Here is a 20,396-nt window from a genome sequence, read left to right as displayed (position 1 = left end):
CAAGATCGGCGCCGAATGTCTGGTCAGCCCAGCAGTTTCATGTCTGCCGTTACCGGAACTTCAGGCGCGGTGCTGTTTGCAACGATCTGCAGCTCGTATGTGTCGCCCGACTTCTGCCACTGCCCGCCGACCAGCGGCGTTTTGGTGATGTTGTTCATCGGTCCATCTCCCCAGTTCACCGGCCCTACAATTGTGTTCAGATTTGTCGAGGTAATTGCCGAAATGATCGAAGACGGGTCTTCCAGATCATCCGCTCTTTTGATGACATCCGCGACGACCTCGAACAGGGCGTGTTTAAAGCCCAACGGTTGCGTCCACGGACGTCCCGACTCTGCCGTGTAACCTTCGGCAAGGTCTTTCGAAGAAATGCCGGTGAGTGAGGACGAGAACGGGTGATGTGGGGACCACCAGACCTCGGTCGACAACCCGTCACCACGGTCGCCCAGCGATTCAATGACCGATGGGAACAGCAGCGCCTTGCCAATTGTCACAACCTTCGGGTTGAAACCTTGTTGGGCCGCCTGGCTCCAGAAAGTCGCGAAGTCCGGTGGGATCATGTTGCCAGTGACGATTTCACAGCCGGCAGCCTTGAACGCTGCGATCTGGTTTGAGAAGTCGTCGGACAGAGGCTGATAACGACCGGGATCGGTGAGCGTGTATCCGGCGGCGGCGAGCGGTTTAGGCAGTCCCAGTTCCGCATCGCCCCAAGCATTGCCGTCGGCATCGTTGGGGAAGAGACCGCCAACAGTCTTGGTCACGCCCGTTTTGTCCCACATGTCGAGGAACGCGGCGATCACATCTTCAAGACCCCAGAAGAAGTGATAGGTGGTTTCAAAACCTTCACCCGGAATACCATTGCGACCAAAGAAATAAGGCTGCCAGGGGCAGTCGGTCGTGATGCAGGGAACTTCGTTGATCTCTGCCTGATCAGCGACAGGGTTCACCGTGTCTGGCGTTGAAGCCGCAACGATAATATCGACCTCGTCACCTAGGATCAGGTCGGCGGCGACCTCGGCTGCGCGGTTCGGGTTGGACTGGCTGTCTTTTGAGATGATCTCGACATTCCAGGTCTTTCCATTGTTGTCCAACCCGGCCGAAAAGACCTGCTGTATGGCTTGAAGCACGTACTCGTCGGCCTCAGCGAAACCAGCCAGTGGACCGGTACGTGGGCTGACATTGCCAATCCTTAGCGTCGGGTTTGCGGCATAGGCGCGCGTTGCCCGGAGGATGGCCGGAGCAGCGATTGCTGCAGTGGCTCCGGCCAGGAAACTGCGCCTTGTGGCCGTTCTGTAAATCCTTGTCATTGCGTCCTCCCTTCACCGGCCTCCCGCCAGTGTTTGATTGATCTTACAAAGTCTTCTCGAGATTTTTCAGATGTGTCGCGACGCGCTGGCGAACTTGGTCTGCCTCGCCCTCGGCCCACTTCCTGAACCCCTCGCCGGATTTCATGCCCAGCTTACCCGCTTCGACAAGCGACTTCAGGTAAGATGAAGGGCCCTTTTGCGCCTCAAGATCGTGCAGCACGTTTTCGTGGATATCGAGCGTCAGATCGGTGCCAACCAGATCCGCGTTTTCCAACGGACCGAGGACCGCCAATCGCCGCCCAAAGCTGGACTTGATCACAGTATCAACAGCTTCCGCGTCACAGATTCCATTTTCCACCAGACTAACCGCTTCGCGCCACAGCGCATGCTGAAGGCGGTTGCCGATAAAGCCGGGCACGTCTTTCTCGACCATCACCGGAGTTTTCCCGGCATCCTTCAACAAATCGAACATCGTCTGCGCGATCTTGGGGTCGGTCCATTCTGTCTTGATGACTTCGACCAAAGGGATCATGTGCGGAGGGTTCCACCAATGCGTTCCCAACGCGCGGCTTTTCAGTCGCAAACCGGACATGATCTGAGTGATCGGCATGACCGAAGTATTTGATGCGAGAATGCAGGTCTCTGGTGCATGCGCTTCAATCTCAGCAAAAATCGCTTGCTTAAGCTCCAGTTTTTCGGGCGCGGCTTCGAATACAGCGTCAGCATTTCGAACCGCACCTTCAGTCGTCGCAAAGATCTTAATCATCTTGAGGGTTTTTGTGATTTTGACCTCGTCATCCCCCATCGCGGCCATGCTGGCTCGGATGCGGTCAGTCACGGCGGCTCGCGCCTCCACAACGGGGTCTGTGATGGCGACATATTGACCTGCTTTTGCCAAGGTCAGTGCGATACCGTGCCCCATAAGCCCCGCGCCAATTACCGCTATCTGCTGCTTCTTGCGCACCATTCTTTAACCCGCCGTGTATCCGCCATCAGCATGAAGGATATGCCCGGTGTAAAAATCAGATGCCCGCGACGCGAGAAACAGGAGCGGACCTGCAAGGTCTTCTGGCTCACCCAGTCGTCCTTTGGGAACACGGGTCAGGAAGCCATCGCGCACCGCCTTCGCTTCGTCGGTTTCTTCGAACATCCAAGCGGTCAAAGGCGAACGGAATACCGTCGGCGCGATCGCGTTGACGGTAATCCCTGTTGGACCCAGCTCACATCCCAAGGCTTTGGTTATCCCGTTCACGGCAGCCTTTGACGCGCAATACGCCGTGTAACCGGCTGGGTGGCCCAGGATACTACGAGCGGAACTGACGAAAATGATCTTGCCATATTCGCTCACCTTCATGTGCGCCGCCGCCGCGCGCGCTAAAAGCCAGCTCTGGTTCACGTTGGCATCCATCACTGCGTCAAAGGTTTCCGGCGCCATTTCGTTGATCGGCGCAACTTTGTTCATACCGGACGCGACAACGAGAATGTCGAGTTTACCAAAGTTGTTGATGGCTTCATCGACCAAGGCCGCACATGACGCTTCATCAGTCGGTCGTGTGTTTATTGCAACGACCGTTGCACCAAGTGCCTCGCACTCTTTGGCAATCTCATCGAGCGCATCTTGGTTGCCTGCAGCCAGTACCAGATTGCAACCAGCCCCGGCGAGGACACGCGCGGCCACCATCCCGAAGGCACCCGAGGCTCCGGTGATCAGCGCGACGTTTCCCTTTACGTCAAACATCTTGAGTGGATCAGACATTCTTTTCGTCCTCAGCTTTCTGGCGGATACGGAATGACCACCAGCATTTTGCAGGTGTGGTTGGTGCGGTTTTCAATTTTGCGTTTTTCGCCCGGTGCGATCGTGCAGCTATCCATGGGCCCAAGAATGGCTTCTATGCCGTCAACGATGACGGTCATTTCACCTTCCAGAACGACGTAGACTTTCTCAAAAGGGGTAGAGTCCGGCCCTGCGCCACCGCCTGGTAGGAACTGGCTGAAGCCGATCCACTGATTTGTCGGCCCGCCTTCCTCAAACCCCTGCAAGCGAAGCCCATGACATCCAAAATGGTTCGGGGCTTCGTAGGGTCGCGCGTCTTGAAAACGCTTCAGATGCATGTCCGTCTCCGCTCGAGTCTAATGGCGGCCGCCGGCGAACCGGCGACCGGTCCGTGAGTGTTCAGAATTCTTCGCCGGCTTCGATGCGGTAGGACTGGTTCTTGTCGATCATCGCAACCAGTCGGATGATGCAGCCGTCGCCACGGTCCCAATTCCACGGGAAGAACGCGAAAGTGCAACGCTTGCCAGTCACCGCATCCAGATCCCCACCGACATTTTCAATTCCGAGAATACCTTTGGAGAACAGCATGTTGTGCACCGGCTCCCACTCTGGGAAATCAACCTGCCACGGCGTCCCGCCTGACCATTCAAGATACTCTTTTTCGAGATGAGGCATGATCGGACCGTTTCGCTGCGGACCGATGGCAGTTGCCAGCGGGTGATCGTTCGCCTGGGTATCGTGGCCAACGACTTTCACGCCTTTCTCAATCATCCACTCAGCAGCGGAAGGAACGAGACCCGGGCAATAAGCAAAGTAGTCGCCATCTTCATACTGCTTGTGCCAGCCGGTGTTGATAATCAGCACATCGCCTTTGCGGATTGCGTGACCACAAGCCTTCTCCAGATCATCTCCGGTGATTTGCTCCCACTTCTTCTTGGGAACCGAGACGACCAAACCCGAACCGAAGAAATGCGGCAGCGGCACCTCGTCGATGAACGGTGTTCCCTGAACGACATGCGCTGGCGCATCAATATGCGTGGTCACGTGCATCGTCGTGGTAATCGTCTGAGACAATACGCCGGACTTGGCCATATAGTGCTTTCGGTCGATCTGGACGTCCTTGAAATACGGCCAGTTGGGGCACTGAAACCCGTATCTGTGGCTGAGGTTGTAAAACTCGAGCCCCATGTCGTTGTCGGTGTTGCCCTGGAACTCGATGCCGCGGATTTCAACCATTTGGCATATCTCCTCTGTTCGCCGGTGATGCGGCGTTTTTTTCATTTCCAATTGTCTGGGTGGCCTCCCCACCTGTCCCGAATGATGATGCATACGCACCGCATTACGGTCAACTAAAAACTCACTATACGGTTGACTTGCATCGTATTGTGATACACCTTGCAAAAGGTGTTTGATACCCGGAACGGCACCGTCAAGAAACGATAGGGAAGCGTAAATGTCTGATAAAAATGACAAAGGTGGCATTCAAGTCATTTCGAGAGCAGCTTCGATTCTACGTGTTCTGAAGGAAAGTCAATCTGGGATGAGCCTGGGGAAAATTGCCGAACGCGTTGGCCTGCCCCGATCTACGGTACAGAGAATCACAAGCGCCCTCGCGGAAGAGAAGTTTGTTATTGCCGACGCAAATGGAGGTGGGTTGCGACTTGGCCCTGAATTGAGCGTCCTCGCAGGTGCGGCTCACTACAACATTGTCGAACACTGCCGGCTTCTGTTGACAGAGCTGACGCAAAAGACCGGAGAAACGACAGACCTCGCGGTTATGCGTGGCATCGGTATGGTTTTTCTGGATCAGGTTCCCGGTGTTTATCGTTTGACGACGGTCTCGCAAGTTGGAGAAGTTTTTCCATTGACCACCACGGCGAATGGTAAAGCGTGTCTCGCACAGCTCGACAAAGAGGATGCGATCAAGCTGGTTCGAAATGAATGGGACCGGAATGGCGTACAGAGGAACTTGGATGAGTTCTTGTCCGAGCTGGACGTGATCCGGGAAAACGGCCTCGCTTATGATTTGGACGAACATTCTGCCGGAGTGTCGGCAATAGGGTTCTCTTTCTTCGATTGGGTCGGGGATCTGCACGCGATCTCGATACCGGTACCAACGACACGGTTCTCAAGGCAAAAAGACACAATCGAACAAGCGCTGCGAGAGACGGCCGCCAATATACATCAAACATTTCAATAAGACTGGTGCTAAGGCGAGCTCGACAGTGTTCTAAGAAATGCAACTAAGTCTACAATCTCCTGCTCAGACAAATTAAGTTCGGCAAGTACGGCTTCACCATCAGCGTGCAACCTTTCCGTATCGATCTCGCTGTAGTGCCTGATGACGGCATCCAAATCGACCAGACTGCCGTCATGCATGTAAGGCGCAGTTTCGGCCACTCCACGCAGGCTGGGCGTACGAAAGGTTCCAAAATCAGAATGGCTTCTGCGCACGCTGCGAACCGCCCACGCGCCTTGCTTATCTGGATCATCGCTCCATACGCCGTCCAAGGCGTACGGGCTGGATAATAAAAAGTTCAGCCCACCAAACCTCCCTTCGTCGACTTCGGTTTCGTTCAAAAAATAGGGCACGCCGACGTCGTGGAACTCGTTGTTGGAAAATCTTGGGCCGTTATGGCAAAACACACAATTCCCGCGCCCTAGAAAGAGCTGTAAACCTCGCTGGGCGGCTTCGGGATAGTTCGACGCTGCCGCCAGATTACGTTGTTCCAGGGCATCACGAAAGTCGTCAAATCGGGTCCGGTCGGTAGTTAATGTCTCCAGATAGGCCGATATGGTTTTGGCAGTATTGACCAGCACAAGTTCTGGCTCTTGGTTCTGAATATTACCGAAAATGGCCTCAAAACCATCAATATTGGCACTCTCAGAAATGGCCGATTTTAAACTCTCTTTACTGTGCGCCATCTCTTGTTCTTCGATGATCGGATGCAAACTGGCTGCCCAAAGATTGTCGCTCTTGCCGCCCCATCCATACCAGCGGAGACCGGCAAGGTTCCGCAGAGATGGTGAATTCCTATCTAACAGGACACGACCAAGCGCCCGGGCCTCGGACGTGGTAAATGCCTGCCCAGGATCGTGACAGCTCGCGCAGGCAAATGCTCCGTCGACGGACAACACCGGATCATTGAACAATGCCTCTCCGAGCGCGATCGCTCTGACATCGTTTGAAACCCTGTTGCTTGGATCCGAGGAGACGGATGGTGGCCATGGCCCGAAGGACAGCGTTTGTTGAATTTCGTCTTCAGTCAACAGGACTTCTGCGTGCACTGAACCCGTCAGGACTATTAGCGCAGCTGTCAGCAACACCTTCATTTCAACTCAACTTCGGACGTGTACGATACCGGTTCCCCGCCGAAGCCAACATCAACTTGCAGCTCCCATAAACCCGGCATGTGAAACAACATGTCATCGACACGGAACAACCCGTCGCCTAACTCTGTGACCTTAGAGACGTAGTTCATCCCGTGTTGGTGAGCAGGCATGGTTGCATCGACACGAACCGTTTCGACAGCAATGTCATCGCAGATTGAAATTTGAAGCGAAAACGGTTGGGCCAAGGGAATTTCGTCCACCACCATATGCACTTCGGGCGCATCTTGATTTTCCGAATTCAAGCGCTGCCCTGTCGCTTCACAAGCAACAGCCGCGGCAGATGATGCCAGCAACCAGGCAACCCAGCGGATCATTCTGATGCCAGCAAACGTTCTGCATTGGCATATGCAATGTTGTCTGCGATCTGGTCCGGAAGCAAATCCAACCATCCGCGCGAAAAATCGGCATGAGGGCCTACGTAATACCAACGTTCCGGTGCGAACGTATCCGTTCCGACCATGAACCGATCAGGATGGGCTTCGAACGCAGCTTTCCAATTCGGGTCGATATTGCCTCGTGAGACCATGTCTGAACGAAATGCCAGATCGGCCCAAAGCCTGGGATAGGTATCTAGAGCATCGACAACACTGGCTGGGTCGTCAAAGCCAGAATGGGCCCACAGTACCCGAGCTTCTGGCCAAGTTTCGAAAATCAAGTCGACGGCCTCGCGATCACCGTGGTGGTGCAGGATTAGGTTCTTCTCCTTTGCAAGTGCGATCATGCGTTGGATAACCGGCGTTTTGATGTCGTCTCCATAGGCGTGGAATTCACCGATGGCTTGGTATTCGTTCTTGGACAGATTTGCTTCCAGATAGTCGATTACAGTTTCATCGTGCATCCAGGTGTTGATTTCACCGCGACGACGATAAGGGCGCAGTGCCGGAACAACGATATCGGGCGCTGCGGCCAACAACAGTTGAGTGCCATCGTCGTCCGAGCTGGAAACCAATGCTTTACGCACGCCCGCATCCCGAAGGATTTTGGCCACCTGTTCAGGAGGAACCAGTTTGACGGCGTCGTGGCTGTAGTGAATATGCGCGTCGAAGATCGGTCGCTCGTCTGCGATGGCAGTACTGCAAAACAGCACGGCACCTAAAATGAAGATATGTTTCAGCACCTCAAGCCTCCTCAATATCGTTCAACCTCTGGCAAGCTTCACATCGAACTTCACGTGCAAGAAAGGTTCAGTGATCTTACCAGAAAGTTCCATGCCATCAGGGAACTCCGACGCCGGCTGTTCAACATAGGTCATCACCAGATCATCCCGAACACCAAACACCGTATCCTGATCCAGATAAGGATCATCGTCGGGGAAAATCTCGGTCACCAGAGATCGGTACCCCGGAGCCTTGACGATGTAGTGCAGGTGTGACGGTCGCCAGGGATGGCGGCCGCAGGCGCGCAGGATGTCCCCGACAGGCCCATCTGACGGTACCGTGTATTCAACTGGCTTGACGGTAGTGAATGCATACTTACCGTCGTCACCGGTAGTCATAAGGCCGTGAAAAGAATAGGTATCCTGCTCTTCATCCTGACTTGCATACATTCCATTTGGCGCAGTTTGCCAGATGTCGAGCTCTGCTCCGGCAATGGGATTGCCTTCAACGTCTCGGATTACGCCTTCGGCGAGTAACACCGACCCACCATAATGGCGCTTCATATCCCCACCGAATGGCAGTGCGGGCGCGCCGGATACGTGAAAAGGTCCAAGTACAGATGAACTTGTTGCTTCCGGACTGGAATGTAGCATGTCCACCAATGAGGACAGGCCCAACACGTCCGAGGCCAACACGAACTCATGCCTGTCCTCGGATTCCACGGCGGCACATCCCTCCAGAAACGCAATCCCGGCGCGCCACTCGTCATGCGTCAGGTTGGTTTCCCGCGCGAAGTCGTGGAGGTGTTTAACCAGGGAGCTCATGATTTCACGCATCCGCGGATCGGTGTCCTTGGACAAGTACCCCATGAACACGTCGGTGATATTGTCTTTAGTGACAGAGCGCATCTTGGCCTCCTTAAATCAGGGCAAGGCTGAGGATCGGGAACTCGATCAGAATGAACAGGACGATCAGCATCACAAACGCAAAGGGAAGTGCGCCCATGAAAACGTCCTTGAGCGATATCCGGTCATCGTTAATTGTCGATTTGATGACGAAGCAGGATATGCCTAGCGGCGGGGTCAAAAGTCCAATTTCGGCTCCGACCACGGTGATGATCCCAAACCAGATCAGCGACATGTCCAGCGCCTCGGCCATGGGCAGGAACAGCGGTACGACAATCAGAATGATCGACGCCGTGTCGAGCAATGTTCCCAGAAACAGCATCAACAGAACATAGAGCAGCATGATCGACCAGAAAGACGCGGAATTCCCCGCAAGCAGATCCTGCAGTTGATTGGGCAACCCCGCCAGTCCCAGCATGCGGCTGTAGATTGAAGCCGCCGTGATCAGGAACAGGATCGCCGCTGTAATATGCCCGGTTTCCAGCAACGCGTCCCAGAACGCCTTGGGCGTCATGGACTTGCGTATGACTGCGATGATCAACGCGACCAGTGCCCCGGCTGCTCCCGCCTCGACTGCGGTAAGCCAGCCCGTGTAGATCCCACCCAAAACGATGGTGATTATGAACAATGTCGGCAGGGTTTTAGATGCGATCTCGCGCCCTGACATCCATTCGGTGTCCGCGACGACGCGGCCGCCGACGAATGCCGGTGTGAAACGACCCATGACCCAAATCGCGCCTACATAGGCTATTGCCAGCATGATCCCCGGAATAACCCCCGCAAGGAACATGTCCCCTACGGACTGTTCGGCGACAAAGGAATAGATGATCAGCATCGCCGAGGGTGGAATAATCATCCCCAAAACCGACGACCCGGCCACAACCCCAACCGCAAAACGTGGATTATATGCCTGCGCCATCATTTGCGGGACCGAGACCTTGGCAAACACAGATGCGGACGCAATTGACGACCCGGTCACAGCGGCAAAGACGGCGTTGGCTCCGACGGTTGCCATCCCGATACCGCCTTTGACCTTGCGAAACCGCATGGTCATGACTTCGTAGATGTCCCTGCCTAACCCGGCCTTTGAGACGATCAGCCCCATAAAGGTAAACAGCGGGATCGTCGCGAAACTGTATTCCATCGCGCTGTCGCCGACCGCCACCTTCAAAAGGTTGAGCGCAAGTGTGAAGTTGTCCCGCATCAGCCAGATCGACACGAACGAGACCACGCCCAGAGCAATCGGAATGTAAACACCTGCGTAGATCAGGAAGACGATTGCAACAACCGAGATCAGACCAATCTCAATCGGCGTCATTCTGCGGCCTCGTCATACTCTGGGGTGCGAATAAGTTGCGGGCGGTCCTGCGCCGTGACGACCTTGAGCAGGAAGATCACGCAGGCAAGCGCAGTACCGCACGCGATGACCAGTTTGACCGGCCACCATGGCAGCGTGAAAAGACCGGGCACTCCGAAGTAGTCCTGTGTCTCCCACATATGAAGAAATTCTGGGAAGGTTACATAAGCAATCAAAGCCATAAAGATTGCCGATATGGCGTTGATGATGCGCCGCAGGCTGGCTGTCAGACCTGGGCGGCGATGATGCAGCAGATTCAGGAACCCGTCTGAACGCGTTAGTCGATCAACTCTGACCACGTCGGCCAACTGCAAGAACACGATCATCACGACTGAAAACTGGACCATTTCGTAGGTCCCACGCAGAGGGGCCGAAAACAGTCCACGCGCAATGACGTCGACATTCAGAATGACCACCAACGCAAGGACAACGAGCGTACCCAAAGCGTTGGCAGCAATTGCAAGCGAATTGGCGACCCGCGACAGGCCAGCAACTGCGGTCTTCAGCATGAAAGGCCCCTTTCGTGGATCGCCGGACAGTTATTCAGCCGTCCAGTCACGCACGCCGGTGAACCCGGCATCCTGAAGCTTGCCAAGATAAGCGGCCAGCATCTCTGTGCCCTGCTCGCCGTTATCGTTCAGCGTCGCGGCCCATTCCTGCGCGACATTCGGCATGGCGTTTGCCCAAGCGGCACGGTCTTCGTCCGAAACTTCAACGATTGTTCCTCCCGCTTCAACGTAAGCATCCCGCGAAGCAGCGGCGCGGTCCATCGCGATGCCAGCGACGTGGTCACGGTAGTCAATAGCGACGGCCTTCAACACGTCTTTGACCTCATCCGGCAAGGTTGCCCAATAGTCGGCATTGACTGTAATGGTTTTGGAATTCACAGCACCCAGATCAGCCTTGAGCATATAAGGCGCCACTTCCGCAATCTTGAACGTTTTCGCGGCTTCGGGCCAAAGCATGCCGCAATCGACGAGGCCGGTTTGAAGCATATTATAAAAATCGGTCAGGCCTCCGCGCACGCCTGCCGCATCCTTTATACCTTCAAGGTAACGCAAGTTCAGACCTGCTCCCGCGATTTTGCGGCCCTCAAGATCGGCAATCGAAGAAACAGGTTCCGTGCAGAAAATTTGATAGGTGTCGAGCACAACGCCCGTGGCAAGGTAAACTTGGTTTTGAGCCGCAAACTCATTCTGCATCGCAGGATACTCGCGTGCAATTTCATCCACGGCCTTGGCCACAGCGCGGGAATCCGACGCCACGAAGGGTGTCGAACCCGAAATGCCCTGACTGGGCAGTTTCGAGGAATGGAAGATGGTTGTGACGATACCTATATCACCAAGGCCAAGCTGGATCCCTTCCAGAACGCCTTTCGGCTTTACGATCGAACCGCCGTAGTTCTCTTGCCAGTTCATTTTATAATTGCCGGAATCGCCCAGCCGTTTGTCCACTTCTGGAATGAAAAAGTTGCTGAATTCCTTCACCCACAACGCCCGGTCTGGGTAACCATCGATCACGACTGCGGAAATGGTCTCCTCCGCCGCCAGAGGCATCGCTATGACGCCTGCCAGAGCAGCTGCCACAAGGCCGCGTTTGGTCCAGTTTTTCATTTCTCTCCTCCCAGAAAGTTGGGTCTCTTGTCTTTATTTGTTTGTTTTGACCCAGTTGACGGTCAGGTCAGTGCCTGCCGCTTCGAACAGTTTTGCAATGGCGCAATACTTGGCTGTCTCCTCGCCCACGCGCGTCAGCTCTTCCTGACTGGCGGGCGTCTCACAATTTACGGTGAGTTCGATTTCCGGAAACGGAACATCGATCTCTTCCTCCATCAGCACACCGCGTCGATCCAACCTGCATTTTGCGTCAATCGTCACTGTGCCAAGATCAATTCCCAGGCGATGCGCGTTCTTGTGCCCGATGACGTTTGTACAGGCGATCAGGGCTGCCATTGCGGTTTCGGTCGGAGACGGGCCTAGATTTGTTCCACCCCGTTCGACAGGCTCGTCGACAATCACATCCAGATCGCGAATTGGAATCTCAGTCCGCGCATGTGTCGGGCACTGAGCTGTTGTACGGTAAGTGACGACAGGTTTCACTTTCATGGCCACAGCACCACCTCCTCAAGCATAAGAGCACACCTTTTCGAATGGGAAGCGCGGCAGCTTGTGAAACAATCCTGTTTCATCTGCGTAACCCAGATTGCACAAAAAGTTCGACTTGAGCGTTGTACCCGCGAAGAACTCATCATCGACGATCTTGTTTGAAAAGCCTGACATGGCGCCGACGTCCAACCCGACGGCTCGGGCCGCAATCATAAAGTAAGCGCCCTGAAGCGTGCCATTTCGAAAGGCCGTGTCTGCCACGTAGTCGGGTTTGTTTTCGAACAATGGTCGGCGATCTTCGTGCGGGAAAAGGAAGGGCAGTTCCTTCCAGAAGTCCATGTCATAGGCAATGATCGCCGTGACCGGAGCATCCATCATCTTTGGTACATTCTTCGGCTTTAAAGACTTTGCAAGCCGCTCTTTCCCTTCAGGACTTTTCACGAAAACGAAGCGTGCGGGCAACGTATTCATGCTGGTCGCGCCGTTGATCGTGATGTCGTAGATCTCTTCAAGTATGTCGTCAGAAACAGGCTTGTTGGTCCACGCATAGTGCGATCTGGATTCGCGCAGGATCAAGGCGATCGCGTCATCCGACAAGCGTGGAATGCGCTCACGCAGATCGCGATGATCTTGCTGCGCCTTGGCGCGAAGTGCCTCCAGCTCTGCTCCGGTTGGTGCGCTCATGCTGCGGCCACCTTGGACTTGGCGTCTTTTTCGTCAATGATTGGGCTGGCGCAAATTCCGATGCCTTCAATCTCGACCTCAACGGTTTCGCCGGGCTTCAACCATCGGGGATTGGGCTTTTTGGCGTGTCCGACACCGGGTGGCGTACCCAGCGCAATAAGATCCCCCGGCTCCAGAGTAGTATATTCCGAGATCGTCGCGATGACCTGACGAACGCCCCAGATCATATTGGCCGTGTTCGAGCTTTGCAGGATTTCGTCACCCACACGGCTTTCGATCTTCAGACCTGATGCTCCTACGGGCAGTTCGTCTGGCGTTACGGTGAATGGACCGATCGCACCTGTGTCATCAAAGTTCTTGCCGGGCGTCCATTGAACGGTTTTGCGCTGATAATCTCGCAGTGACCCGTCATTGAACACGGTGTAGCCAAAAACATAGTCCAACGCAGCATCTTCCGAGATATGGCGACCGCGTTTTCCGACGATCAGCATAAGTTCGGCTTCGTAGTCGAGCTTCTCGGAACAGGCAGGCCGCACCATAGGTTGCCCTGCCGCCATGATCGAGTTCTTCCCACGCATGAATAGCGTTGGATATTCCGGGATATCGTATCCGCCTTCTTTGATGTGGTCCGTGTAGTTCAACCCCATGCAAATGATCGTTCCAGGAGCGGCAACGGGCAAGGCCGGTGTGATGGAAGACACGGGCACAGTGTCTGCGGCGTCAATTTTTCCGGCAAGTGAGTCGGCCAGTTCGGGCTTGGCTATCAAACCCATCAAATCCGAACCGACAGCAGGGTCCAAAGCCGTTAGATTCACTGCGTTTTCGCTGTTAACAGCAAAAACCGCTGTGCCTTCCGAAGTCTCTCCCACCAGGTATTTCATTTTCACCATCCATCTCAGTTCGCTTGATTTTTGCCGACTATTTTGCATTATGTCAAATAATATCGATATTTTGGAGAGTGCCGATGGTCGCCTGGTCAGACTATAAATCAGAAGCAAAAAACCGTGGTGCACTTGCTTTAGAGCTTTACGTTGCACACAGCACTCCGGCCAAAACCCCGGAAGATGTAAAGGCTTCGCTTCCAGATCACTTGGCGTATCAGGCGCAGCTTGAGCGTTCAGGGCAGCTGGCTTTTGCCGGACCAATGTCGGATGAAACCGGGGAACATATGCAGGGGATGGGCTTGATCATCTATCGCGCCGACAATCTTGAAACCGCCCGAAAGCTGGCCGAGGACGACCCCATGCACAAAAGCGGAGCGCGCAGCTTTGTGCTTCGACGTTGGATGATCAACGAAGGCTCGCTGAACGTTTCAATTGGCCTATCGACTGGAACGAGTGCCCTCAGTTAAGAGCACCCAAGAGTTTGCGCTGGTTAAAAGGAACAGCCGGATATGGATCCCATGCTTGATACAGAGGGCAAAGAAACATCAGCCACTCATGGTGCGTATCGTAGGCTGCGCGAGATGATCCTGACCGGCGAGCTACCTCCTGGACAAAAGCTCAAGATCGAGCAGCTTCGCGGGTTACTGGATACCGGCGCAAGCCCGGTTCGCGAAGCACTTAGCCTTTTGACTTCGGACATGTTGGTCGAGCGGATTGATCAGCGCGGATTTCGGGCAGCGCCAGTCAGCAAGTGTAATTTCGAAGAAATCCTGCTGTTGCGCTGCAACCTTGAGGAAACCGCGTTGCGCGCCTCCATCGCCAATGCGGATGCGGCCTGGGAAGATCGGCTTGTCCTGCGTCACCACCATATGAAAAAAGCTGGCCAGAACGAGGCGCACGATTTTGAAGATGCTCACAAGGCCTTTCATATGGCCTTGTTAGCCAATTCAAAACTGCCGCTACTGCTAAGGTATTGTTCGCAGCTTTACGACCTGAACATTCGCTACCGCTATCTGGCGGCCGGCGGTTCGAGCTACAAAAAGCGAGACATCGCCGCCGAACACCAGCAAATCCTGGACGCGGCATTAAATCACGACGCAGATAGCGCAACTCAGCACTTGATCGATCACTATCGTAGAACAGGTGAGTATCTGAGTAGTCAGATGAATTCTTAATGTGCGACGAAGTTGGTTTCTGAGCGATCTGTTGAACCAATTGTTTGACCGCCCTAGCCACAGGCCTAGACTAGACGACAAACGACCAATTGAAGAGCTTTGGGAAGCACTATTTTCGGCCGAAGGTGAAATATCCGACTCCCGGCTCACTTCCGCAGTTCTTGGTCGTTACCAGACCTTGAGCGACCCGGTGAAGCTGGTTTTTTTACCTATTTGAATACCCAACACCCGTAGATGCCTTCATTGGCAGTTTGACGTCCATTGGGTGTGTGTCGTCGTTGCAGCGAACTGAAAAATCTCTGAAGGGGTGTAATGCGAAGCGCTCTTTGATTGAGTGCATCCCTAATCTGCAGATCAAATGATCCATCGTTTCACCTCGTCAGATAGCCGCCAATGATCCTGCATGTAGAGAACGTCGATTACGAACCTAATATGGACATTGACGAGCGGCTATGCGCACCTTGAAACATGTCGCTCACGGAAGACCTGGACCTAATTTTAGAAACTGCCCTGCCAACCGATCCCAGCTTTCGGCAGATCGAAAGGGCCGTGATAGACAACTGCATTAGCGAAACCCGGCGATACGCTTCGGAGGGCTCTATCGAAGCCTTTCTGATGTCCGCGATGCGCCTATTGGCGCTTCCCCAAAATGGACACACACGGCTGATCCCGAATGATGCGATCTCGGTGCTACCGCTGCGGTTCGTAAGCGTGGGACGTTCAGTTCATGTTATTGGGGCGGCACCAGGGATAACTGCACCGCGAGGAGAGTTGATTGCAGTCAATGGTGCAGCTGTGAGCCAAATCCAAGCTACTGCGGAGAAATTTCTGGCGGGAACGTGCCAAAGGAAACGGGTTATCGGACCGATACTTCTGGCTTGGCCCTACGCTCTGAAACGTTTGGGTTTTTCGTCAAACGGCGGCACGACCGAGTATCGTGTGCAGGACGAAAATGGGCAGATTACAAATCTGAAAGTGGAAAATAGAAATACTGCCCCCGGCTCGATGCTCTACCCAAGAAACGAACACGGCAAGGCTGATCCGGCCTGGGAACCCGAAACCTTTGTGGAGACTAAGGACTGGCAAGATCTCGGGCTATCAATAGCATTGCCAAGTTTCTTTGATCCGAGCGAAAGCGCGCTGCCCAAAGCCATCTCAGCCGCAGTGGAACGCGTGCGCGCCCGCCCGGACAAAACCCTATTAATTGACGTTCGTGGAAACACCGGTGGCGATTTTCTTTTGACCATGCCTTTAATCGATGCAATCTCGCACAGCGCAAGTAAGCAGGTTGTTGTGCTTGTCGATAAATTTACGTTTTCCGCAGCGATAGTGTTTGTAGCCATCCTTAAAAATCGTTTGGGAAACAGGCTCAAACTCATCGGGGAGGAAATGGGCGACGAGTTGACGTTCTTTGCCGAGGGCGGATTGCTCGATTTGCCGATGAGTGGAGTGGTCGTTCGATACTCATCAGCCTTTCACGACTGGAAGAATGGAACGTCTGACGAAACCACACCGCCCGACATCGCGCGACAAATCGTACCTGCAGGAGAACTGAATTTGGACCGGGAATGGGTCGCAAGGCCTGCAGTTGAGGATGCACATGGCGCGTTCTATCAACGAATTCTCAAAGGCATAAATGGTTAGGTGTAAAGAAGATCTACAATAATGTCGGTGTATCGAATGCTGCGCAGGCACAAACGACAATAGTGCGTATTCTGTCGACTTCCATCAATTCAGTTTTGCGGGATGCTGTCGCAAATTCAGTGTTGGCTTGACTGAGGTCTAGCCTATTTCAGAAGCCGTCACAAACCAGCGTTAGCTTGATATCTTTCCACAAAAGCTTGACGTGTCAGCGCAATAAATCTGAACCGCAGATTGCCAGATTGGTCTCACACACAGCGTATCAACCACGCTCAACTGAAGGGGACCAAGAAATGAAGAAGACACTGATTACATCCGTCGCCGCGCTCACCATTGCTCTGAGTGCTGGAATGTCCATGGCCGGTCCGCTGCGTGACCACGGCCAACGCAGTTTTACGGGGGAAGCCCTCAAAACCGCTGCAAAAAGAAACAGCAAATACAAGAAGGCAGATATGTACTATGAAGACTTTACATCATCCACATCGTCTGGCGCGAACTGGAGCTCGGAACTGCCTTATGTTGTAGTCATTCCGGTTGAGGACAATGGCAATTACACTTGGATTTTTGGCAAGACGACGGGTTCCGACCTGTCTGATCAGCTGATCTGGATGAACTACCGGTAGCCGAGTGTTGACCCAGGCAAATCTGCCCTAAAAAAGCGACGTGTCGCTATATAACTCCGGGCCCCGGTCTTTCACTCCGGGGCTCGGCTGCGCTTGTCAACGTCAACCTATTCTGGTTCGAGGGGGGCGTAACCTCATCTATCCGACAGCGACCGTCCCACTGCTAAAAATGCGAGCGGGCGCTAGATTGATGCCTTTTCTCAAAGCCTTGACGTGCCAGCGCAATCAATCTGAGCCGCAGATTGCCAGATTGATTGCACACACAGCCTACCAAACAGGTTTAGCGTAAAGGCACTAAGAGATGAAAAACGTCATGATCACATCCGCTATGACACTCGCCATTGTCATGAGCGCCGGAATGTCCATGGCCGGTCCGTCACGCGACAGCCTAAGCGGGTTTGCACAGGATATTCGTCCATCAGAGAATAGCATCAAGCAGTTCCGCACTGCGACGCAAAGCAACGGTTCCAAAGTCCTCACCGCCGGCCAGGCGCTGCCTGAGTTGTCGACAACCCCAGGACCAACGTTCTGGGTTGAGACCAATGGTGAACGTGACAGCTATGATGTCGGTGCAGGAGAGATGACGACGAACAGCGGCAGCCTGCGTTATGGTGCGAATTTGCCTTTGGGTGAGGTCGCAGGCGGACAGGTGTTCGGCGGGCTGGAATTTGGCATCGGTAGCCTGTCATCGGACGTTGGATCCAACTTTGCCAACGCCGATATCTCGGCCGACGCTTACGATGCAACCCTTAGCGCGCTTTGGGTAGCGGATAGTCAGTTCTATGTCGAAGGGCAGCTTCGCTATGGGTATTTCGACGGCGAGATACGTCCCAACGGCGGGGCAGCCGTGGATGCCGACGGCAGTGGGTATGAGATATCTGTTGAAGTGGGTAAGCCCTTCAAGCTGCAGAACGAATGGACGCTCATCCCGCAAGTGCAGGTCACGTACAGCGATATCGACATGGACGATGTCCCTGATCGGGTCGAGAGTGGTCGGATCGGATCCCTGGTGGAAGGCGACACGTTAACAGCCCGGGTCGGACTGCGCGCTGAACGTGCCATTGCAAACAACTCAATACTCTACGGTCAAATTGATTTCTACCATACGTTCGGCAACACGACTTCGGTGGTATTTGGGCAAAATACAGTATTCACCGAGCGCGGTCAGGACACAGCGGCCCTGACCTTAGGCAGCAATGTTCCTCTGTCGGACCACGCACAGCTCTATGCTGAGATCACCAGTGGTAGCGGATTGGGGAGCAGCTCGGATGACTACAGCTTCGGCTGGAACATCGGCTTTGAGGTCCAGTTCTAAAGCGAAATGGTGTTCAGGCGTCAGCTTGATGTCTTTTCTCAAAACCTTGACGTGACAGCGCAATAAATCCGGGCCGCAGATTGCCAGATTGGTTTCACACACAGCGTATCAAGCACGCTCAATCAAAAGGGACCAAGAAAATGAGAAAGACTCTGATTACATCCGTCACCGCATTCGCCATTATTCTGAGTGCTGGAATGTCCGTGGCTGGCCCGTTGCGCAACCACAGTCAACGCGGGCTTGCACAGGATGTTCGTTCGTCAGTTTCGCAAACATTTGACGTTGCTGGCACAACTGCCAACAACAACCAAACAGACAAAATGTCTGCTTCTGTCCCCGGTTCTGTGTTTATGTGTTCTCGCGGCGGACCCAACAAAGCTTTCGGCTCTGACCATCGCTGTTCATTCGACTTGTATCCGAACATTCCTGGGCACTGATCAATCATCGAACCCGTGTGAGAAAATTGTGCTGATCCAAACACGCTTAACCGAAAGGGACCAAGATATGAAAAAGACACTGATTACATCCGTCACAGCGTTCGCCGCTATTCTGAGTGCTGGAATGTGCATGGCTGGCCCGTTGCGTGACCACGGCCAACGCAGCAATGCACATGATGTTCGCTCAGCAGTTTCACAAACCCGCACGCAAGGTGATACAAAACCCAAATATCACCAAACCATCAAAAAACCTGCCCGCGGTTACGGTTCGACCTCAGAAAACTCGATTGATGAAGATTGCGTTGATGCATGCACTGATGCCTTGTCATAACCACACAGAAGTCTTTCCGGCGGATGCTTGAAGTTGCGTTTCATCGACAAGCATCCGCGCAAAACTCGAATAACTTGGTGATGATGGTAATACCTGAGATCATTTCGCGATCATCTTGGCAGGCATACAGGGACTGTCCGGCTCCCACCTTTGTTGGATTTATAGATATTGAGATCACCCAAAGCCGTTCGAACACTGCCTGAAGAGTTGCCTGTCCAGACTCGAAGCAACGCATCGAAACCGCAGCAAGTGCCAGGCTCACCACGGTTTCGATCGTGACACGATCCACTCAAACCTCGACTTCAACCTTGCCTATAGCGTTCGAACAGCAGGCCAGAATGTAACCCGCCTCGATGTCGTCTTCCGAGATTCCGCCATTGTGAACCATGTGAACTTCGCCAGAGGTTTTCTTGACCTTGCAAGTTCCGCACACGCCGAAAGTACATCCCGACGGAATGTTCAAACCAACCGAGCGCGCGGCGGCGAGGACCGTATCGGTTTCGGCTACTTTGGCAGTCACACCCGAGGTCGCGAACAGGATCTCGGCATTGCTGTCATCGTCGAGGACAACGTCATCCAACTCAGGTAGATCCGCCTCAGTTTCCACCGGCGCGCCAAAGCTCTCCTGATGGTAGTTGTCCATATCAAAGCCAAGACCAGCCAGAGCGTCCCGCACCGCCTGCATGAAGGGCTCAGGGCCACAACAATAGACCTCGCGCTCAAGGTAATCAGGCGCCATCAGACCCAGCATCAACTGGTTGAACTGACCCTGATATCCCGTCCACGGACGGTAGCGATCCGGCTCTTCAACAACGAATTTCAGATCCAAACCATCAGTACGGCTGGCCATCTGCTCTAACCGCTGCCGAAAGATGATCTCGGACGGTCGTTTGGCGCAATTGATGAAAACGACATCCAGATCACGACCTTCATCCCACATACAGGTGGTCATCGACATCATCGGGGTGATGCCGGAGCCAGCCGAGATAAACAGGTACTTTCCTGCCTGGCTTTGGGCGTTGGTAAACAGCCCCCCAGGCCCAATGGCTTTGAGACGCATACCGGGTTGAAGGTTGTCCAGCATCCAGCGCGTGCCGATACTGTCGGCTTGCGCTTTGGCAGTGATGGTTATCGACCGTGGCCGCGACGGCGATGATGAGATCGTATAGGTGCGATGAACGACCCCTCCGGGTTGACTCGGAGCTGGGATTTCGAGCGTCAAGAACTGACCTGGATGATAGGCGAACTGCGCCCCAGACGGGGCACGGAATGAAAAACTGGCGGTGTTCGGCATCTCGGGCACGACAGAGACGCATTCCAGCATTTCGCCATCCTGCCAGATGGCCGAAGAGAGCGTGTTCAGATCTTTCATCA

The 20,396-nt window shown here is 54.0% G+C and carries 23 protein-coding genes; 7 read left to right on the top strand and 16 right to left on the bottom strand.

Going from position 1 to position 20,396, the window contains the following annotated elements; genetic code table 11:
• Positions 1-23: 23 nt before the first annotated feature.
• From ACR0CW_RS10550 to ACR0CW_RS10530, 5 genes are all read right to left on the bottom strand, one after another.
• Entirely contained in the window at positions 24-1,304 is a 1,281-nt protein-coding gene (locus ACR0CW_RS10550; protein ID WP_480787739.1) for an ABC transporter substrate-binding protein, read from the bottom strand.
• A gap of 43 nt (positions 1,305-1,347) precedes the next feature.
• On the bottom strand, positions 1,348-2,271 hold the full coding sequence (locus ACR0CW_RS10545; RefSeq protein WP_480787738.1) for a 3-hydroxyacyl-CoA dehydrogenase family protein: 924 nt from the start codon (positions 2,269-2,271) through the stop codon (positions 1,348-1,350).
• Between the two features lie 3 nt (positions 2,272-2,274).
• Complete coding sequence (locus tag ACR0CW_RS10540) at positions 2,275-3,060, bottom strand: SDR family NAD(P)-dependent oxidoreductase (protein WP_480787737.1); 786 nt, start codon at positions 3,058-3,060, stop codon at positions 2,275-2,277.
• Positions 3,061-3,071: 11 nt separating this feature from the next.
• On the bottom strand, positions 3,072-3,416 hold the full coding sequence (locus tag ACR0CW_RS10535) for a cupin domain-containing protein (protein ID WP_480787736.1): 345 nt from the start codon (positions 3,414-3,416) through the stop codon (positions 3,072-3,074).
• Positions 3,417-3,477: 61 nt separating this feature from the next.
• Positions 3,478-4,314 (bottom strand): cyclase family protein, encoded by an 837-nt coding sequence (locus tag ACR0CW_RS10530; RefSeq protein ID WP_480787735.1) that lies wholly within the window; start codon positions 4,312-4,314, stop codon positions 3,478-3,480.
• Between the two features lie 217 nt (positions 4,315-4,531).
• Between ACR0CW_RS10530 and ACR0CW_RS10525 the strand changes: the two genes are divergently transcribed.
• Positions 4,532-5,278 (top strand): IclR family transcriptional regulator, encoded by a 747-nt coding sequence (locus tag ACR0CW_RS10525; protein ID WP_480787734.1) that lies wholly within the window; start codon positions 4,532-4,534, stop codon positions 5,276-5,278.
• 8 nt (positions 5,279-5,286) lie between these two features.
• Here ACR0CW_RS10525 and ACR0CW_RS10520 read toward each other — a convergent pair whose 3' ends face one another.
• Genes ACR0CW_RS10520 through ACR0CW_RS10475 form a run of 10 tightly spaced genes read right to left on the bottom strand, consistent with a single transcriptional unit; the run spans position 5,287 to position 13,497 of the window.
• A complete protein-coding gene (locus ACR0CW_RS10520; protein ID WP_480787733.1) occupies positions 5,287-6,411 on the bottom strand; it encodes a cytochrome-c peroxidase in 1,125 nt (374 codons plus the stop codon).
• Positions 6,408-6,785: a FixH family protein gene (locus tag ACR0CW_RS10515; RefSeq protein ID WP_480787732.1), complete on the bottom strand. Its 378-nt coding sequence runs from the start codon at positions 6,783-6,785 to the stop codon at positions 6,408-6,410. Before ACR0CW_RS10515 ends, ACR0CW_RS10520 begins: the two co-directional genes overlap by 4 nt.
• Entirely contained in the window at positions 6,782-7,588 is an 807-nt protein-coding gene (locus ACR0CW_RS10510; protein ID WP_480787731.1) for an amidohydrolase family protein, read from the bottom strand. The genes ACR0CW_RS10515 and ACR0CW_RS10510 overlap by 4 nt, the downstream gene beginning before the upstream one ends.
• A 21-nt stretch (positions 7,589-7,609) precedes the next feature.
• Positions 7,610-8,476, bottom strand: a complete 867-nt coding sequence (locus ACR0CW_RS10505) for a dioxygenase family protein (RefSeq protein WP_480787730.1) — start codon at positions 8,474-8,476, stop codon at positions 7,610-7,612.
• Between the two features lie 10 nt (positions 8,477-8,486).
• Positions 8,487-9,791, bottom strand: coding sequence for a TRAP transporter large permease (locus ACR0CW_RS10500; RefSeq protein ID WP_480787729.1), 1,305 nt, complete (start codon positions 9,789-9,791; stop codon positions 8,487-8,489).
• Positions 9,788-10,339, bottom strand: coding sequence for a TRAP transporter small permease subunit (locus tag ACR0CW_RS10495; RefSeq protein ID WP_480787728.1), 552 nt, complete (start codon positions 10,337-10,339; stop codon positions 9,788-9,790). Before ACR0CW_RS10495 ends, ACR0CW_RS10500 begins: the two co-directional genes overlap by 4 nt.
• 30 nt (positions 10,340-10,369) lie before the next feature.
• Positions 10,370-11,443, bottom strand: a complete 1,074-nt coding sequence (locus ACR0CW_RS10490) for a C4-dicarboxylate TRAP transporter substrate-binding protein (protein WP_480787727.1) — start codon at positions 11,441-11,443, stop codon at positions 10,370-10,372.
• Between the two features lie 33 nt (positions 11,444-11,476).
• The gene (locus ACR0CW_RS10485; protein WP_480787726.1) at positions 11,477-11,932 is read right to left on the bottom strand and encodes an OsmC family protein; all 456 of its coding nucleotides are present in this window, start codon (positions 11,930-11,932) and stop codon (positions 11,477-11,479) included.
• 18 nt (positions 11,933-11,950) lie between these two features.
• Complete coding sequence (locus tag ACR0CW_RS10480) at positions 11,951-12,616, bottom strand: malonic semialdehyde reductase (protein ID WP_480787725.1); 666 nt, start codon at positions 12,614-12,616, stop codon at positions 11,951-11,953.
• Complete coding sequence (locus tag ACR0CW_RS10475) at positions 12,613-13,497, bottom strand: fumarylacetoacetate hydrolase family protein (protein ID WP_480787724.1); 885 nt, start codon at positions 13,495-13,497, stop codon at positions 12,613-12,615. Before ACR0CW_RS10475 ends, ACR0CW_RS10480 begins: the two co-directional genes overlap by 4 nt.
• An 83-nt stretch (positions 13,498-13,580) precedes the next feature.
• Between ACR0CW_RS10475 and ACR0CW_RS10470 the strand changes: the two genes are divergently transcribed.
• The 6 genes from ACR0CW_RS10470 to ACR0CW_RS10445 all read left to right on the top strand — a co-directional run bounded on the left by ACR0CW_RS10470 (position 13,581) and on the right by ACR0CW_RS10445 (position 19,022).
• The gene (locus ACR0CW_RS10470; RefSeq protein ID WP_480787723.1) at positions 13,581-13,967 is read left to right on the top strand and encodes a YciI family protein; all 387 of its coding nucleotides are present in this window, start codon (positions 13,581-13,583) and stop codon (positions 13,965-13,967) included.
• Positions 13,968-14,018: 51 nt separating this feature from the next.
• Complete coding sequence (locus ACR0CW_RS10465) at positions 14,019-14,675, top strand: GntR family transcriptional regulator (RefSeq protein ID WP_256372824.1); 657 nt, start codon at positions 14,019-14,021, stop codon at positions 14,673-14,675.
• Positions 14,676-15,575: 900 nt separating this feature from the next.
• On the top strand, positions 15,576-16,319 hold the full coding sequence (locus ACR0CW_RS10460) for a S41 family peptidase (protein WP_480787722.1): 744 nt from the start codon (positions 15,576-15,578) through the stop codon (positions 16,317-16,319).
• Positions 16,320-16,609: 290 nt separating this feature from the next.
• The gene (locus ACR0CW_RS10455; protein WP_480787721.1) at positions 16,610-16,939 is read left to right on the top strand and encodes a hypothetical protein; all 330 of its coding nucleotides are present in this window, start codon (positions 16,610-16,612) and stop codon (positions 16,937-16,939) included.
• 313 nt (positions 16,940-17,252) lie between these two features.
• Complete coding sequence (locus ACR0CW_RS10450) at positions 17,253-18,254, top strand: autotransporter domain-containing protein (protein WP_480787720.1); 1,002 nt, start codon at positions 17,253-17,255, stop codon at positions 18,252-18,254.
• 465 nt (positions 18,255-18,719) lie between these two features.
• Positions 18,720-19,022 carry a hypothetical protein gene (locus tag ACR0CW_RS10445; RefSeq protein WP_480787719.1) on the top strand — a complete coding sequence of 101 codons (303 nt, stop codon included), beginning with the start codon at positions 18,720-18,722 and terminating at the stop codon, positions 19,020-19,022.
• 289 nt (positions 19,023-19,311) lie between these two features.
• Here ACR0CW_RS10445 and ACR0CW_RS10440 read toward each other — a convergent pair whose 3' ends face one another.
• Entirely contained in the window at positions 19,312-20,394 is a 1,083-nt protein-coding gene (locus tag ACR0CW_RS10440; RefSeq protein ID WP_480787718.1) for an FAD-binding oxidoreductase, read from the bottom strand.
• Positions 20,395-20,396 lie beyond the last annotated feature (2 nt).

This window comes from Ruegeria sp. CH6 (assembly GCF_056537005.1).
This window is presented reverse-complemented; position numbering and strand designations above follow the sequence as displayed.

Coding starts and splice junctions, on each gene's coding strand:
- ACR0CW_RS10490 (WP_480787727.1), bottom strand. CDS start 11,443: ATGAAAAACTGGACCAAACGCGGCCTTGTGGCAGCTGCTCTGGCAGGC.
- ACR0CW_RS10550 (WP_480787739.1), bottom strand. CDS start 1,304: ATGACAAGGATTTACAGAACGGCCACAAGGCGCAGTTTCCTGGCCGGA.
- ACR0CW_RS10520 (WP_480787733.1), bottom strand. CDS start 6,411: ATGAAGGTGTTGCTGACAGCTGCGCTAATAGTCCTGACGGGTTCAGTG.
- ACR0CW_RS10455 (WP_480787721.1), top strand. CDS start 16,610: ATGAAGAAGACACTGATTACATCCGTCGCCGCGCTCACCATTGCTCTG.
- ACR0CW_RS10475 (WP_480787724.1), bottom strand. CDS start 13,497: ATGAAATACCTGGTGGGAGAGACTTCGGAAGGCACAGCGGTTTTTGCT.
- ACR0CW_RS10515 (WP_480787732.1), bottom strand. CDS start 6,785: ATGATCCGCTGGGTTGCCTGGTTGCTGGCATCATCTGCCGCGGCTGTT.
- ACR0CW_RS10545 (WP_480787738.1), bottom strand. CDS start 2,271: ATGGTGCGCAAGAAGCAGCAGATAGCGGTAATTGGCGCGGGGCTTATG.
- ACR0CW_RS10480 (WP_480787725.1), bottom strand. CDS start 12,616: ATGAGCGCACCAACCGGAGCAGAGCTGGAGGCACTTCGCGCCAAGGCG.
- ACR0CW_RS10465 (WP_256372824.1), top strand. CDS start 14,019: ATGCTTGATACAGAGGGCAAAGAAACATCAGCCACTCATGGTGCGTAT.
- ACR0CW_RS10440 (WP_480787718.1), bottom strand. CDS start 20,394: ATGAAAGATCTGAACACGCTCTCTTCGGCCATCTGGCAGGATGGCGAA.
- ACR0CW_RS10450 (WP_480787720.1), top strand. CDS start 17,253: ATGATCACATCCGCTATGACACTCGCCATTGTCATGAGCGCCGGAATG.
- ACR0CW_RS10485 (WP_480787726.1), bottom strand. CDS start 11,932: ATGAAAGTGAAACCTGTCGTCACTTACCGTACAACAGCTCAGTGCCCG.
- ACR0CW_RS10525 (WP_480787734.1), top strand. CDS start 4,532: ATGTCTGATAAAAATGACAAAGGTGGCATTCAAGTCATTTCGAGAGCA.
- ACR0CW_RS10530 (WP_480787735.1), bottom strand. CDS start 4,314: ATGGTTGAAATCCGCGGCATCGAGTTCCAGGGCAACACCGACAACGAC.
- ACR0CW_RS10540 (WP_480787737.1), bottom strand. CDS start 3,060: ATGTCTGATCCACTCAAGATGTTTGACGTAAAGGGAAACGTCGCGCTG.
- ACR0CW_RS10470 (WP_480787723.1), top strand. CDS start 13,581: ATGGTCGCCTGGTCAGACTATAAATCAGAAGCAAAAAACCGTGGTGCA.
- ACR0CW_RS10505 (WP_480787730.1), bottom strand. CDS start 8,476: ATGCGCTCTGTCACTAAAGACAATATCACCGACGTGTTCATGGGGTAC.
- ACR0CW_RS10500 (WP_480787729.1), bottom strand. CDS start 9,791: ATGACGCCGATTGAGATTGGTCTGATCTCGGTTGTTGCAATCGTCTTC.
- ACR0CW_RS10495 (WP_480787728.1), bottom strand. CDS start 10,339: ATGCTGAAGACCGCAGTTGCTGGCCTGTCGCGGGTCGCCAATTCGCTT.
- ACR0CW_RS10535 (WP_480787736.1), bottom strand. CDS start 3,416: ATGCATCTGAAGCGTTTTCAAGACGCGCGACCCTACGAAGCCCCGAAC.